This window comes from Rhizobium laguerreae (assembly GCF_002008165.1).
GTDB lineage: Bacteria > Pseudomonadota > Alphaproteobacteria > Rhizobiales > Rhizobiaceae > Rhizobium > Rhizobium laguerreae.
Map to the genome: position 1 here is coordinate 747,874 of NZ_MRDM01000010.1, position 14,550 is coordinate 762,423.

Annotated in this window: 14 protein-coding genes; 13 read left to right on the plus strand and 1 reads right to left on the minus strand. The window is 61.1% G+C overall.

The window, feature by feature from the left end:
* The first annotated feature begins 98 nt into the window (after window positions 1-98).
* The 10 genes from fliQ to folD all read left to right on the plus strand — a co-directional run bounded on the left by fliQ (window position 99) and on the right by folD (window position 9,414).
* The gene (gene fliQ / locus BS630_RS12220) at window positions 99-365 is read left to right on the plus strand and encodes a flagellar biosynthesis protein FliQ (RefSeq protein ID WP_009992823.1); all 267 of its coding nucleotides are present in this window, start codon (window positions 99-101) and stop codon (window positions 363-365) included.
* 90 nt (window positions 366-455) lie between these two features.
* Window positions 456-2,543 carry a flagellar biosynthesis protein FlhA gene (gene flhA / locus BS630_RS12225; protein WP_077977635.1) on the plus strand — a complete coding sequence of 696 codons (2,088 nt, stop codon included), beginning with the start codon at window positions 456-458 and terminating at the stop codon, window positions 2,541-2,543.
* Window positions 2,540-3,292: a flagellar biosynthetic protein FliR gene (locus BS630_RS12230; RefSeq protein ID WP_077977636.1), complete on the plus strand. Its 753-nt coding sequence runs from the start codon at window positions 2,540-2,542 to the stop codon at window positions 3,290-3,292. Before flhA ends, BS630_RS12230 begins: the two co-directional genes overlap by 4 nt.
* A 7-nt stretch (window positions 3,293-3,299) precedes the next feature.
* Window positions 3,300-3,713: a hypothetical protein gene (locus BS630_RS12235; protein ID WP_077977638.1), complete on the plus strand. Its 414-nt coding sequence runs from the start codon at window positions 3,300-3,302 to the stop codon at window positions 3,711-3,713.
* A 32-nt stretch (window positions 3,714-3,745) separates the two neighbouring features.
* Window positions 3,746-4,309, plus strand: a complete 564-nt coding sequence (locus tag BS630_RS12240; RefSeq protein WP_077977640.1) for a rod-binding protein — start codon at window positions 3,746-3,748, stop codon at window positions 4,307-4,309.
* Window positions 4,310-4,430: 121 nt separating this feature from the next.
* Entirely contained in the window at window positions 4,431-4,796 is a 366-nt protein-coding gene (locus BS630_RS12245) for a hypothetical protein (RefSeq protein WP_017959015.1), read from the plus strand.
* Complete coding sequence (locus tag BS630_RS12250) at window positions 4,796-5,335, plus strand: hypothetical protein (RefSeq protein ID WP_077977643.1); 540 nt, start codon at window positions 4,796-4,798, stop codon at window positions 5,333-5,335. The genes BS630_RS12245 and BS630_RS12250 overlap by 1 nt, the downstream gene beginning before the upstream one ends.
* Before the next feature lie 290 nt (window positions 5,336-5,625).
* Complete coding sequence (locus tag BS630_RS12255; protein ID WP_077977644.1) at window positions 5,626-6,465, plus strand: WecB/TagA/CpsF family glycosyltransferase; 840 nt, start codon at window positions 5,626-5,628, stop codon at window positions 6,463-6,465.
* A 156-nt stretch (window positions 6,466-6,621) separates the two neighbouring features.
* Complete coding sequence (locus BS630_RS12260; RefSeq protein WP_077977646.1) at window positions 6,622-8,394, plus strand: GumC domain-containing protein; 1,773 nt, start codon at window positions 6,622-6,624, stop codon at window positions 8,392-8,394.
* Window positions 8,395-8,514: 120 nt separating this feature from the next.
* Window positions 8,515-9,414 (plus strand): bifunctional methylenetetrahydrofolate dehydrogenase/methenyltetrahydrofolate cyclohydrolase FolD, encoded by a 900-nt coding sequence (gene folD, locus BS630_RS12265; RefSeq protein ID WP_077977647.1) that lies wholly within the window; start codon window positions 8,515-8,517, stop codon window positions 9,412-9,414.
* A gap of 46 nt (window positions 9,415-9,460) precedes the next feature.
* Here the strand turns inward: folD and BS630_RS12270 are convergent, their stop codons facing one another.
* On the minus strand, window positions 9,461-10,486 hold the full coding sequence (locus BS630_RS12270; RefSeq protein ID WP_077977648.1) for a LacI family DNA-binding transcriptional regulator: 1,026 nt from the start codon (window positions 10,484-10,486) through the stop codon (window positions 9,461-9,463).
* A gap of 309 nt (window positions 10,487-10,795) precedes the next feature.
* Here BS630_RS12270 and BS630_RS12275 point away from each other — a divergent pair, with 309 nt between their 5' ends.
* The 3 genes from BS630_RS12275 (at window position 10,796) to BS630_RS12285 (ending at window position 14,524) form a co-directional block, all read left to right on the plus strand.
* A complete protein-coding gene (locus BS630_RS12275; protein ID WP_011650499.1) occupies window positions 10,796-12,157 on the plus strand; it encodes an ABC transporter substrate-binding protein in 1,362 nt (453 codons plus the stop codon).
* Between the two features lie 188 nt (window positions 12,158-12,345).
* On the plus strand, window positions 12,346-13,359 hold the full coding sequence (locus BS630_RS12280; protein WP_077977649.1) for a carbohydrate ABC transporter permease: 1,014 nt from the start codon (window positions 12,346-12,348) through the stop codon (window positions 13,357-13,359).
* A gap of 1 nt (window position 13,360) precedes the next feature.
* Window positions 13,361-14,524: a carbohydrate ABC transporter permease gene (locus BS630_RS12285; protein ID WP_020048507.1), complete on the plus strand. Its 1,164-nt coding sequence runs from the start codon at window positions 13,361-13,363 to the stop codon at window positions 14,522-14,524.
* The last annotated feature ends 26 nt before the right edge of the window (window positions 14,525-14,550 follow it).

The following is a 14,550-nucleotide window of genomic DNA, read 5'->3' on the forward strand; positions in this document are numbered from 1 at the left end:
ACCCACGGCGCCGGTGCGCCGCCGAAGTCGGGTGATACCAATCAATGGCGGTCCGGCCACGGCGGGGCCGCTTCAGGGCGATATGAGGTTGCCTTCGGATGAATGAAGCTGATGCATTGGATCTGTTTCAGGCGGCGATCTGGACCGTCCTGATTGCCGCCGGTCCCGCCGTCATTGCGGCAATGGTGGTGGGTCTCGTCATTGCCTTGATCCAGGCGCTGACTCAGGTGCAGGAAGCGACACTGACCTTCGTGCCGAAGATCGTAGCGGTGCTGATCACCGTCGGGGTCACAGCACCCTTCGTCGGCTCGCAGATCTCGATTTTCACCAATCTGGTCTTCTCTCGCATCCAGTCAGGTTTCTGAGCCACCTTCGCGCAAGCTTCGCCATTTAATTCTCGATCCGAATTGGGCGGGCCGCATGCCCGCCTCCTCTCATGAAGAGACGGAATCGTCATGGCGCAACCACCTGCACTCCCCCTTCCAAAAGTCGCCCCCAACCTGCGCGATGTTGGATTTGCCCTCGGCATCATCGGCATCATCTGCATTCTCTTCCTGCCGATCCCGCCGTTCCTGATCGATATGGGACTGGCCTTCTCGATCGCCTTCTCGGTGCTGATCCTGATGGTCGCGCTGTGGATCCAGAAGCCGCTCGATTTCTCGTCTTTCCCGACCATTCTGCTGATCGCAACGATGACCCGGCTGGCGCTGAACATCGCGACAACACGCGTCATCCTGTCCCACGGAAATGAAGGCCATGACGCAGCGGGCGGCGTCATCGCCGGTTTCGCGAGCCTGGTGATGTCCGGCGACTTCGTCATCGGTCTGATCGTCTTCCTGATCCTCATCACCATCAACTTCATCGTCATCACCAAGGGCGCCACGCGTATCGCCGAAGTCGGCGCGCGTTTCACCCTGGACGCCATTCCCGGTAAGCAGATGTCGATCGACGCCGATCTTTCGGCCGGCATCATCGACGAGAGGGAAGCCCAGCGCCGGCGCCGGGAACTCGAGGAGGAAAGCTCGTTCTTCGGTGCGATGGACGGTGCGTCGAAATTCGTGCGCGGCGATGCCGTCGCCGGCCTCATCATCACCTGCATCAACATCTTCGGTGGCATCATCATCGGCTACTTCCGCCACGGTATGCCGATCGGCGAAGCGGCCGACGTCTTCGTCAAGCTCTCCGTCGGCGACGGCCTCGTCTCGCAGATGCCGGCCCTCATCGTTTCGCTCGCCGCCGGCCTTCTCGTCTCCCGCGGCGGCACCACCGGCTCCACCGACCAGGCGGTCGTCAACCAGTTGAGCGGTTATCCCCGTGCGCTTTCCGTCTCGGCGGTGCTGATGTTCATCCTGGCTCTGATGCCGGGTCTGCCGTTTATCCCCTTCGTGGTCCTCGGCGGTCTTCTCGCCTTCGGCGCCTGGTTCATCCCGCGTCAGGTCGAGGCAGAGAACATGCTTCGCCGCGAGCAGGAAGAAAAGAAGGTCGTCCAGAATAAGGAGCTGGAAAAGGATTCGGTCAAGGCGGTGCTGCGCACCTCCGAAATCGAGCTCGCACTCGGCAAGATGGTCTCGACGCGCCTGCTCGGCGCCCACCAGGAGCTCGCCTTCCGCGTTGGCAAGATGCGCAAGAAGTTCGCCACGCAATACGGCTTCGTCGTGCCCGAGATCAAGGTGACCGACGATATCGCCATCGCTGAAAAGTCCTATCAGATCCGCATCCACGGCACGACGGTCGCTTCCAACCTGCTGCGCGTCGGCGAAGTCCTCGTCGTTACCGGTGCTGGCCGCCGGCCGAGCATTCCCGGCGACGAAATCCGCGAACCTGCTTTCGGCATGCCTGCCGTCTCCATCCTCGAAAACTTCGCCGACGATCTGAAACGCGAGGGCTTTCAGCCGATCGACAATGTCTCCGTCGTGCTGACCCATATGAGCGAGGTCATCCGCAACAACCTGCCGCAGCTTCTGTCCTATAAGGACGTCAAGGTGCTGATCGATCGGCTCGATCCCGAATACAAGAAGCTTGCCGACGAGATCTGCTCGTCGCACATGTCCTATTCGGGCCTGCAGGCGGTGCTCAAGCTGCTGCTTGCCGAACGTGTCTCGATCCGCAACCTGCACCTTATCCTCGAGGCGGTGGCCGAGCTCGCCCCGCATGTCAGGAAGACCGAGCAGATCGTCGAGCATGTCCGCATCCGCATGGCCCAGCAGCTCTGCGGCGACCTCGCCGACAACGGCGTGCTTCGCGTGCTGCGGCTGGGCAGCAAATGGGATCTGGCTTTCCACCAGGCGCTGAAGCGCGACGCCAAGGGCGAGGTGATCGAATTCGACATCGATCCGCGCAGCCTGGAGGAGTTCAGCGAGCAGGCCACCAAAGTTATCCGTGAGTTCATGGATCGCGGCCTGCCATTCGCACTTGTCACGTCGCCGGAAACACGCTCCTATGTACGCATGATCATCGAGAGGCTGTTCGCCACGCTCCCGGTCCTGTCGCATGTCGAACTGGCCAAGGGCATCGAGATAAAGATTTTGGGCTCTATTTCATGATAACAGACCCGCAAGGGACCGTTCTCGCGCTGTTTCTGGTTTTCTGCCGGATCGGTGGCTGTGTGCTGGCTCTTCCGGGTTTTTCCTCGGCGCGCGTTCCCGCACAGCTGCGCGTCTTCATCGCCAGCGCGCTTTCGATCGCCGTCATGCCGTTGCTCTGGGATACTGTCTATCCGGCCGTTCACACCGGTGCCGGAACCTATATCGGCCTGATCTTCAGCGAATCGCTGATCGGCGTGATGTATGGCATGCTGGCGAGGATCTACACGCTCGGCATGCAGTTCGCCGCCTCGATCACCGCCATGATGGTCGGCTACACCCAGCCGGGCTCCGCCGACGTCATCGAAGATACGCCGGAGACCAGCCTGTCGGCCTTTATCACCTTTGCCGGCATGATGATCCTCTTCATCATGGATTTCCATCACATCGTCTTCCGCGCGCTGATCGATTCCTACACGACCATGCCATTCGGCGGTATGATGCAGATGCGCGCGACGCTGATATCCTTTACCGACACGCTGGAGCAGACCACCTACATCATGCTGCGGCTGTCGAGCCCCTTCTTGATCTACGGCTTGATCTTCAACGTCTCGATCGGTTTCATCAACAAGCTGGCGCCGCAGATCCCGGTCTACTTCATCTCCACGCCCTATCTGCTGATGGGCGGGCTCTTCCTGATCTATTTCTCGATTGCGGCGATGGTCAGCCAGTTCGGCCAGTCCTTCGCCTCGATCTATATCGGGCGATGAGGCCGATATGATTGAAAAGAAGCGCTCCCAGAAGCTCAAGCGGCTGCTCTCGGTGCAGCGGCATATCGAAAGAATGGCCGAGAACGATCTGGCCGAAACCAGCCGCCAGCGTGTCGAGGTGAATGTGGCGATGGACGACGTCATCCTCGCGCTCGGCTCGATGGACCCCGTCCACCATGCCTTCTCGCAGAATTACGCCGACCGATTCGGCAGGCTCAGCATCAAGGACCAGCAGCTGACCGGCATGCAGCAGATCCACGAGATGCGGCTGGCGCGCGAGCGCGCCAAGGGTGACCGCTTTGAAGAGGGCATGAAGGAAGCACTCGAGGCCGAGCGCCGCGAGGCCGATGACAACGCCGTCTACGATGTCATCGATCAGCAATTCGCAACGCCAGCCTCCAGCAAGCTTCAAAAACCATAGTCGTTACGATCTTAAATTCAGAGGATTGTAACGTGGCTATTTCGCCTCCCAGTGATCTGGTCCTGGACGTTGTCAAAGCTGCCGACCCCATGGAGGTTCAGGCGGCCCAGGAAAAGTTGAAGGCAAATCGTGCGGCCTTTGCCGCAACGAGTCTCGCCGAAAATGGCAAAGGCTTCTCCAATACGGTCGACGTTCTCGATCATGTCGGCCAGAAGAGCGGCCTCGCCAACGTCCAGAACCGCACCAAGACCGAGGAAGTTCCGGAAAGCTACCGGAAGTTCGAAGCCATGGTCCTGCAAAATTTCGTCAAGTCCATGCTGCCGAGCGAAAGCGAAGAGGTCTACGGCAAGGGCGCGACCGGCGATATCTGGAAAGGCATGATGGCCGAGCAGCTCGGCAACACCATGGCCAAGGGTGACGGCATCGGCATTGCCAAGCAGATGTACAGCGAACTTCTGCGCCGGCAGGAAGGCAAGATCGTCAATGCCTCCACAGACGACGATGACCGCAACACCGCGCTCAGCATGATCGACGACTTCCAGCGTAAGACCTTTGGCACGCCGACCGCCGAAGCCAAGACCGATAGAACAGGATGATCTTAGGCCGGTTGGCCAAAAATCCGAATCCCGTTCCAGTTAACAGTTAGAGCATGCTGTTGTCCGAAAACTCCGTACGTTTTTCGCATCATGCTCTAAGCGAAGCATAACCGAGGGTATCATGGAAATAATTTCGAACGAATACAGGATCAAATCCGTTCTCGGACGCCTCGAAATGATCATCGACAATGAGAACACCCGGATCGGCAACGACCCGCAGTTCGATCTCAAGGTCTCCAATGCCCATAAGAGCCGCTGCCTCTACGAGCTGTCGACGCTTTTTCGCGACACCGATCCGGCCGAGCTTGCCGCTGCCCATCTCGATCAGCTGCACGGCCTAAAGAAGAAGCTGGTTCTCAATGCCCGTCGCGTTGAGGCGCATCTCGAAGCGGTTCGCGCTGTCGCCGACCTGCTGAAGAATGCAGTTCAGGACGCCGACGCCGACGGCACCTATTCCCAGGAACAATTTGCCGCGCGTGGAAACTGATGGTCAAGCTCGTCCTCACCGGTGTCTGGGTTTGCGCCATCACCTTGGCCTCGGTCTATTTCTCGGTGTACTTGGCGACCGCGCCGGCGCCCGCAGCAACGGATTCCAAGCAGAGCGCGCTTGAACTGGTGAAGGGCGAAACGATCACGGTGCCGATCATCGGCAACGGTGCGATCACCGGCTATTTCCTCGGCCGCGTTTCGTTCATGATGAACAAGGACATGCTGAAAGGCGTGACGCTGCCACTGAGCGAGATGACGACGGACGAGCTTTTCAGCCTGCTGGTCGGCAACAAGATGGTCGATATCGCCCACATCAAATCCTTCGATCCGAACGCTTTTCGCGAAGAGATCAAGAAGGGCATGAACGAACGCCTCGGTGGCGAATACGTCGCCGACGTGATGCTGGAGCAGCTCGACTATCTTTCCAAGGAAGAGGTCAAGGAAAGCTCCGCCGGTCAGCTGAAGACGGTGGGTGCACCGGTCAAGATCGTCGAGACCGCACCGGCCGCCGAAGCACCGGCGCCAGCGGCCCATTAACGACTATCATATCATTGACGGCAAACGGCGCCCTCGGGCGCCGTTTGCCGTTGGCGCGCGTGGTTAATAAACCACTTATGCGAGCATGGAAATTCAAGGAATTTTCCTAAGGGTTGTTTGAAACCGTCCTGTTATATCAGGTGTCACAGCTTGGCATGCGCCGCTTATCCGGGATCGGAGGGACGCGCACCGGCGGGACGCGACCGGTCCTTTCGAGACCTCCGGTGCGGAAATATGGGCTTGTTTTCCGGGATGTCGGGCGCATGCAGCACCCTCGGCAGGAGGTAGGAATGAATCTGATTGCAAACTTCGCGGTGCTCGCATCGCGGCGGACGATCTTCGATCTGCCGGTCTGCGATCTCGGCTGGGACGACGCCCTCGTTTTCATCAACGAGCTGGCCTCCATTCCCGTCGGCCAGACCGTGGTTTGCTTCGTCAACGCCCACAACATGCTGACGACGCTACGCGACGACGAATATTACCGGATTATGTCGCACAATCTGGTGCTGCCTGACGGTATCGGCCTCAACATCGCATCGCAAATCGCCCATGGTGCGCCGTTTCCCGCCAATCTGAACGGCACCGATTTTGTGCCGGCCTTCCTGACCTTCATGGAGGCCCCGCGCCGCATCGGCCTCATCGGCGGCACGCGCACGGTCGTCGAGGCGGCGGCAGAAAATTTCCGCAGGCACACGCCTTGGCATGAATTCGTCGTCGTTTCCGACGGCTATTTCGACAAGGTCGATCCAACTGATGTCATCGAGGAGCTCGAGCGCCAGAAGGTCGATATCCTGATTGTCGGCATGGGAACGCCGCTGCAGGAGAAATGGGTTCACAACAATATCCGCGCCGATCATGCGCGGCTGGTGTTGACGGTGGGCGCTCTCTTCGACTTCGTCTCCGGCGCCGTGCCCCGCGCGCCGAAAACAGTGCGGATGATGCGTCTGGAATGGGCCTATCGCCTGCTGCAGGAGCCGACGCGCCTCTGGCGCCGTTACATCGTCGGCATCCCGGTCTTCCTCTTCCATGTTCTGCGCTACCGCTTCCGCCGGCGCGAAAGGATCCTCAGCTATCCGGAAGAGCACGGCAGCGCGCTGCAGCCGCGGTCGGACCATAAGAAGGCGAGCTGAGCTTATAGCGCCGCGTGTCTAACAGGATGCGTGGCTTAGCAATTCTTGCCCGCTGCGGTTAACCATTTCTTTGCCATGAATATTTAGAGTCGTTTAATCATCTGCATTCGTGCGGATGAGCGAACTCGGCCATCATGTGCATGAGATGTGGCGCAAATGTACGATATCAGGGCCAGAAACAGCTTCCAGGATCGCGCAGCCGCAGGGCCGCGCCCCCATGGCGATTCCTATGCTCCGCCCCAGTCGAGCCGGCCTGATATCGCGCCGCCCGAGGCCGAATTGCTGCGCGCCATCGGCCGCGCGCTGGAAGAACAGCGCGCCAGTGCGGCGCGCACCGCACCGCTGGTCGACCGCATCGAAACCATCCTCGGCAACCGCCTCCGGGCCGCCAACGACGTCGGCCATCCGCTTCCTCAGGAGCCGGCGGGCGATGAAGAGCTGGGCGTTCCGGCCGACCAGCCGATGATCTCACCCGCACCCCTGGCCGCTGTCCGTGAAGAGCCCGCCGACCCCCGGTCGGTAGCGCCGCTGCGTCGGGCGAGCGGGATCGGCCTTGCGATGATGGTGGCCGCCGCGACGATCATCGGCGCGGGCTTGCCGGCGCTGATGCCAGCTTCGCCCGCCCTCTATCGTGCCGAGGCGACACTTGCGGTGAAGAGCGATGTAGCAAGCCGCGCTGCCTTCACCCAGGCCGCGGCGAAAGGGCTGCTGTCGGCGCGGGTGGTTGCTTCGACGGTGGCCGCCCTGAAACTCGATCATGATCCCGAATTTGCCGGCGCCAGCGCCAATGCGCTCGGCGTCGCGCTCGATCTGCTCTCGGCGACCGGTGCTGCTGCCGATCCGGCCTCGCGCGCCGAGGCGACGCTGAAACATGCGGTCGAGATACTGCCCGATGCCGCCGCCGGCACCATCCTCGTCAGGGTGACGACCGGCGACAGCGGCAAATCCATGCGCATCGCCGCAAGGCTTGCCGAAGCGGTGTCCGCAGCAGACGGAGCCGGCGGCAACGTCGAGACCGATGCCGCCTTGCGTAAAACCTATGACGAAGTGAAAGCGGAGCTTGCCGCCTTCACCGCGAAGAGCGGCGAGGGCAATGTCAAGGTAGCGATCGATCTTCGCCGCCAGATCGACCGGCTCGATGCCGATCTGAAAGAGGCAGACCAGAATATCCTTGCCGCCAAGGCGCAGGCCGACCGGCTCAAGGCCGCAAAACTTGCCGAAGTGCTCGACGGCTCGCTCCCCTCTGATATGCTTTCGCCGGCGCTACAGGACTGGCGCGACAAATATTCCGTCGCCAAAACGACGCTTGCGCAGCTTTCGGCCGAGCTTGGTCCGCGCCATCCGCGCCTCTTGCAGCAGCAGGCCGAAACGGACGGTCTCAAGGAGAATATGGGCAAGGAGCTTACCCGTCTTGCCCAGACTGCCAACCTCACTGCTAAGGCCGCCGTCGATGCGCGCAAGGGCCTGAACGATCGCCGCAACACGCTGATCGCCCAGAGCCGGGACACCGGCGTCGATTTGTCACGCCTGACCGAACTCAGCGAAAAGGCGAATGCCGCCCGCTCGCGCCTCGAAGAGGCGACGTCCGCAGCGGTGGAAACGGCCGCCGACGGTCGTATCGTTCTCCTGAAGCCGGCGTTGGCAACCGCAGTATCGGCAAGCGATGGTCTGATCGGCCGAACCCTGACTGGTGCCGCGGCGGGCCTTGCGATAGGCCTTGCTGCGGCTTTCCTGCTCCGGCTGCGTAGGCCCGTCGCCGATTCCGCAAGCGAGAAAAAGCCCGTATCCCGGCCGCAGGCCCCACTGCCCTCAATGCCTGTGCCGGCCCCCGCGCCGCTCGACGAAATGGAGCTGCTGCGCTCCGAAATCTCCGGCCTGCGCGACCGGCTTCGTGTTCATGCGCTCGAAGCGCGGCAGCCGCTGCGCTGAACGAACATTTCCTTGCAAGCTTGCTATTGCATTGCCGCTTTCCGACAGGATAGGGCGTTAGCGGGCAATTGACGCTCGCCGAGTATCCATAGATTGACGCGAAACAGGGCGGAGACACGCGTGACGACAGTAATCGACGGAAAGAACGTAGCTGCATCGGTCATTCAGACGGTCAAGAGTGCGACGGCGGCGCTGGAAAGGAGCAGCGGCGTCACCACCGGCCTTGCGGTCGTCATCGTCGGCGACGACCCGGCAAGCCACGCCTATGTCGGCTCCAAGGGCCGCATGGCCAAGGAGTGCGGCTTCAAGTCCGTTCAGCACACGCTGCCGGCGGAAACGAAGCAGGAGGATCTGGCAGCTCTCGTCGCCACCCTCAACGCCGATCCGTCGATCCACGGCATTCTGGTGCAGCTGCCCTTGCCGAAGCCGCTCGACAGCGAGGCGATCATCCAGTCGATCCTGCCGGAAAAGGATGTCGACGGCCTGAGCGTCGTCAATGCCGGCAAGCTCGCCACCGGCGACCTGAAGACCGGACTTGTCTCCTGCACCCCGGCCGGTGCCATGGTCTTCGTCCGCCGCACCCATGGCGAGGATCTCTCCGGCCTCAACGCCGTCGTCATCGGTCGCTCCAACCTGTTCGGCAAGCCGATGGCGCAATTGCTGCTCAACGCCAATGCGACGGTGACGATTGCTCATTCCAGGACCAGGAATCTCGCCGAGGTCTGCCGCAACGCCGATATCCTGGTGGCCGCCGTCGGCCGGCCGGAGATGGTCAGGGCCGATTGGGTGAAGCCCGGTGCGACGGTCATCGACGTCGGCATCAATCGGGTGGCAGCCCCCGAAAGAGGCGAAGGCAAGACCCGGCTCGTCGGCGACGTCGCCTTCGAGGAGGTCTCGGCGGTCGCCGGCACCATCACTCCGGTTCCCGGCGGCGTCGGGCCGATGACCATCGCCATGCTGATGGCCAACACGGTCATCGCCGCCCACCGCACGGCAGGGCAGACGCCGCCGCAGTTTTGATTAGAACATGATGCCGAAAAGTGTGAGCGGTTTTCGGCATCCTGTTCTAGGACTGGGGAACGGGACCGGTCGAGGCCCTGACGATCAGCTCGGTCTTCCAGAGCTCCTGGTCGGGGAAGGGGCCGGCATGCTTCACCGTGCCGATCAGCCGCTGCGCGATACGCAGGCCGGCCGCCCGCAATGAAGAGCGGGTCGTCGTCAGCGGTACGGAAAAGCTTTCCGGTTTCAGCAGCGGCAGCACGTCGTCATGGGCGATCAGTGAGATATCCTCACCGAGCCGCAATCCGGCCTGGTTGACCGCGCGGATCGCGCCGAGCGCCAGCACCGTGCTGGAGCAGAGGATCGCTGTCGGCCGCTCCGGCAATTGCAGGAAATGTTCCATCGCCAGCAGGCCTTGTTCGTCGGTCATCAGCGCGTGGCTCGTGCAACCCTCCTCGAGCGTGAGCCCGCGCTCGGCAAGGGCTGATAGGACGCCGTTCTTCCTGCGGATGGCGAAATCGAGATGCATCGGCCCGTTCATCAGCGCAAAACGCGTATGGCCGAGTTGCAGCAACAGCCGCGTCGCATCGTAGAAGGCACCTTCGTTGTCGATGTCGAGATAGGGATAATCCGGCTCCGAACCGTATGAGCGACCGTGCACGACATAGGGCATGGAGAGCGATTTCAGCATGGCGAGCCGCGGGTCGTGGCCGCGCATATAGGCGACGAACAGGGCATCGACATTGCCGCTGATCGCAAGGCGGCGCAGCGCCGCCACCTCGTCATCCGGGTCGGCCGGCATGATGACGAAGTGGAAATCGTGGCGCACGGCCTCTTCGCCGAGCCCGGCCAGGAATTCACCGAAATGCACGTCGGACTGGTGGCCGGGCGCCGTCGGCATGACGAGACCGATCGAGCCTGCCTTGCCGGTCGCAAGCCGCTGCGCCGCCTTGTTCGGCCTGTATCCGGTTTCCTTGACAGCCTGAAGCACGCGCTCCCGGGTCGCCTCATTGACCTCGGGATAGCCGTTGAGCGCCCGGCTCACCGTCGTCTGAGACAGCCCCAGCAATTCCGATAGCTGTTTGAGATTCACCTGCTATGCTTCCTCCCAGCCCGCCCGTCAGCCGTCTTGAAAAGGCCTGCCGCCTCCCAGTGGCATCCAAAGCGCTTTCAATTATGTATCATCTGGCGCGCTTGACTCAAGAAAAATCGCTCCATATTTCCCGATAGGCGCTGTTGCGCCGCGATATGCCGCGATATCTGGCGTATTCACAACGGGTTTTCGCGAATTAACTTGACTCCATTCCACCGAAAGTGGAATGAGTTTGGTGTCAAAGCGCTTTGAAATTTCTTTTATTAAGGGAATTCGGCGCGGTTGGGATTGTGATGGGAGGTTGATCACATGAAAAAGTCATTTTTGATGGGCGTTGCCGTGGCAGCGCTTTTTGCCGGTGCTGCGTCCGCGGCCGATTTGAAATTTGCCCCGGGACAGGATTCCAAGTTCAACTGGAAGAGCTATGACGAGTTCAAGGCTGCTCATGCCGATCTGAAGGGTCAGCCGCTGACGATCTTCGGGCCGTGGCGCGGTGAGGACGAGGCGTTCTTCATGAGCGTGCTTGCCTATTTCACCGAAGCCACCGGTATCGATGCCAAATACTCCTCTTCCGAAAACTACGAACAGCAGATCGTCATCGACACGCAGGCGGGTTCGCCGCCGAACATTGCCGTTCTGCCGCAGCCCGGCCTCCTGGCCGATCTCGCCAGCAAGGGCTTCCTGACGCCGCTCGGCGATGACAACTCCAAGTGGATCAAGGACAATTACGGCGCCGGCGACAGCTGGGTCGGTTATGGCACCTACAAGGGCAAGGACGGCAAGGAAGCCTTCTACGCCTTCCCCTACAAGGCCGACGTAAAATCGCTGGTCTGGTATGTTCCGGAGAACTTCGAGGAAGCCGGTTACAAGATCCCGACGACCATGGAAGAGCTGCATGCCCTGACCGACCAGATCGTCAAGGACGGCGGCGTTCCCTGGTGCATCGGTCTCGGTTCCGGCGGCGCCACCGGCTGGCCGGCGACCGACTGGGTCGAGGACATCATGCTGCGCATGCAGCCGCCGGAAGCCTACGATAAGTGGACGACCAACGAGCTGAAGTTCACCGATCCGGCCGTCGTTGCCGCGATCGACGAGTTCGGCAAGTTCGCCAAGAACGCCAAATACGTCGATGGCGGCGTCGCAGCCGTGGCTTCGACCGATTTCCGCGACAGCCCGAAGGGCCTCTTTGCGGTTCCGCCGAAGTGCTACATGCACCATCAGGCCTCGTTCATCCCGTCCTTCTTCCCTGAGGGCACGAAGCTCGGCCAGGATGCCGACTTCTTCTACATGCCGACCTTTGCTTCGCATCCCGAACTCGGCAAGCCGGTTCTGGGCGCCGGCACGCTCGTCTCGATCGCCAAGGACTCGAAGGCTGCTCGCGCCTTCATCGACTTCCTGAAAACCCCGATCGCCCATGAGGTCTGGATGGCGCAGTCGAGCTTCCTGACGCCGTATAAGAGCGTCAGCACCGAGGCCTATGCCAACCCGCAGATGAAGAAGGAAGGCGATATCCTGACCTCCGCCACCACCTTCCGCTTCGACGGTTCCGACCTGATGCCGGGCAAGATCGGCGCCGGCGCCTTTTGGACCGGCATGGTCGATTTCGTCGGCGGCAAGTCCGCTGAAGAGGCTGCAGGCGAAATCCAGAGCGCCTGGGACGGCATCAAGTAATCTTCTAAAATTATGCCGCCGGCTTGCCGGCGGCATGGCTTTGCATGACTGGCCGGACTCGCAAAGAGCCCGGCCATCGCAGGATATATTGTGATTGGGCAATACAAATAAATTGACGGTGACCGGCGTTGACCCGTCAGAATAAAAACCGGTCGGAATAAGATCAGGGGAAGCAGGGGAGGGACGAAATGCTGTTGCAGATAGTGTCCGCTTTAAGCGTCGTGGTCGTCGCCGTTGTCGCGTGCTCGGCCTATTTCTATTTTTCGAACAAGATCCTGGATCTCGCTCTGCCGGTGAAGGATGGCGACATCCGCGCCGCATCGCGCAATCTCAACCGGCGTGCATTGATCCGGCCATGGTTGTTCATCGGCCCGGCGCTGTTCCTGCTCATCGTCTACCTCGTCTATCCCGTCGTTGCGACCTTCATCCTCTCCTTCTACGACCGCGCCGGTCTGCAGTTCGTCGGCCTCGCCAACTACAAATGGGCGCTCGGCGACCGCGAATTCCGCCAGGCGATCTTCAACAACATCCTCTGGCTCGCCGTGGTGCCTGCTGCCTGCACCTTCTTCGGCCTCGTCATCGCCGTGATGACCGATCGCATCTGGTGGGGCAATATCGCCAAGAGCATCGTCTTCATGCCGATGGCGATCTCCTTCGTCGGCGCCTCGGTCATCTGGAAATTCATTTATGAATATCGCGGCGGCAACGACGTCCAGATCGGCCTGCTGAACGCCATCGTCCAGACCTTCGGCGGCACGCCGGAGGTGTGGATCTCCATTCCCTTCTGGAACAACTTCTTCTTGATGATCATTCTGATCTGGATCCAGACCGGTTTCGCCATGGTCATCCTGTCGGCGGCTCTTCGCGGCATTCCGGAAGAGACGATCGAAGCGGCCGTCATCGACGGCGCCAATGGCTGGCAGATCTTCTGGCGCATCATGGTGCCGCAGATCTGGGGCTCCATCGCAGTCGTCTGGACGACGATCACCATCCTCGTCCTTAAGGTCTTCGACATCGTGCTGACCATGACCAACGGCCAGTGGCAGACGATGGTGCTGGCGAACCTGATGTTCGACTGGATGTTCCGCGGCGGCGGGGATTCCGGCCGAAGCGCGGTCATCGCCATCATCATCATGCTCGCCGTCACGCCGATCATGGTCTGGAACGTGCGCCGCGCCAATCGCGAATTGAAGGGGCACTGAGATGACCGCTATCGGAAGCTATTTCAAGATCGGTCCCGCCCGTCTCTTCGTTCACGCAGCCGTTCTGCTGATTGTCATCATCTGGCTCATCCCGACGCTCGGCATCTTCGTCAGCGCGCTGCGCGACAAGGACCAGATCGTCGTCTCCGGCTGGTGGACGGCCTTCGTCGGCTCGACGCAGACCGTTGCCGTTCGCTTGGGCACACCGGACCAGCAGCAGCAGGAAGGTGCCGCCTATGTCATTGCAGGCAATGTGCTGGAAGGCCAGACCGGCCGCGCGGTAAAGGCCTTCGGCAATCGCGTGCAGCAGCCGGCCGCCTTCAAGGCCGGCGAGACCGCCGATCTCGGCGACGGCGAAACCCTGCAGATCAACAGCGACGGCAGTTATCGCTATGTGAAGAACGCCGCCTTTTCGCCCGACCAGCGCCCGCGGCGCATCTATGCATCCGTCTCGGCGCCGCCGGAATTCACCATGCAGAACTACAACACGGTTCTAAGAGGCGAGGGCATCGGCCAATCCTTCATCAACTCGCTGACCGTGACGATCCCGGCGACGATCATCCCGATCCTGATTGCCGCTTTCGCCGCTTATGCGCTCAGCTGGATGGAGTTTCCCGGCCGCGCGCTGCTGATCGCGCTCGTCGTTGGCCTCATCGTCGTGCCGCTGCAGATGTCATTGATCCCGCTGCTGCGTCTCTACAACGAGATCGGCAACATGCTCGGCCAGCCGTCGAAGACCTATCCCGGCATCTGGCTGGCTCATACCGCTTTCGGCATGCCGCTCGCCATCTATCTCTTGCGGGCCTATATCGCCGGCCTGCCGAAGGAAATCATCGAATCCGCCCGCGTCGATGGCGCGAGTGATTTCGAGATCTTCGTCCGCATCGTTTTGCCTCTATCCTTCCCGGCACTCGCCTCCTTCGCCATCTTCCAGTTCCTGTGGGTATGGAACGACCTGCTCGTCGCCATGGTCTTCCTCGGTACCGACAAGGACCACATCGTGCTGACCGGCAGCCTGAACGCGCTGCTCGGCTCGCGCGGCGGCAATTGGGAGATTTTGACGGCGTCAGCCTTCGTCACCATCATCGTGCCGCTGCTCGTCTTCTTCGGGCTGCAGCGTTATCTGGTGCGCGGTCTGCTGGCAGGTTCGGTCAAGGGAGGTTGACCATTCCCGAACGTGACTTCAAACAG

What these genes read in the sequence shown, in the direction of transcription:
- fliQ (WP_009992823.1), top strand. Translation starts at nt 99, where the DNA reads ATGAATGAAGCTGATGCATTGGATCTGTTTCAGGCGGCGATCTGGACC.
- BS630_RS12230 (WP_077977636.1), top strand. Translation starts at nt 2,540, where the DNA reads ATGATAACAGACCCGCAAGGGACCGTTCTCGCGCTGTTTCTGGTTTTC.
- BS630_RS12275 (WP_011650499.1), top strand. Translation starts at nt 10,796, where the DNA reads ATGAAAAAGTCATTTTTGATGGGCGTTGCCGTGGCAGCGCTTTTTGCC.
- BS630_RS12245 (WP_017959015.1), top strand. Translation starts at nt 4,431, where the DNA reads ATGGAAATAATTTCGAACGAATACAGGATCAAATCCGTTCTCGGACGC.
- BS630_RS12255 (WP_077977644.1), top strand. Translation starts at nt 5,626, where the DNA reads ATGAATCTGATTGCAAACTTCGCGGTGCTCGCATCGCGGCGGACGATC.
- BS630_RS12285 (WP_020048507.1), top strand. Translation starts at nt 13,361, where the DNA reads ATGACCGCTATCGGAAGCTATTTCAAGATCGGTCCCGCCCGTCTCTTC.
- flhA (WP_077977635.1), top strand. Translation starts at nt 456, where the DNA reads ATGGCGCAACCACCTGCACTCCCCCTTCCAAAAGTCGCCCCCAACCTG.
- BS630_RS12250 (WP_077977643.1), top strand. Translation starts at nt 4,796, where the DNA reads ATGGTCAAGCTCGTCCTCACCGGTGTCTGGGTTTGCGCCATCACCTTG.
- BS630_RS12260 (WP_077977646.1), top strand. Translation starts at nt 6,622, where the DNA reads ATGTACGATATCAGGGCCAGAAACAGCTTCCAGGATCGCGCAGCCGCA.
- BS630_RS12235 (WP_077977638.1), top strand. Translation starts at nt 3,300, where the DNA reads ATGATTGAAAAGAAGCGCTCCCAGAAGCTCAAGCGGCTGCTCTCGGTG.
- BS630_RS12280 (WP_077977649.1), top strand. Translation starts at nt 12,346, where the DNA reads ATGCTGTTGCAGATAGTGTCCGCTTTAAGCGTCGTGGTCGTCGCCGTT.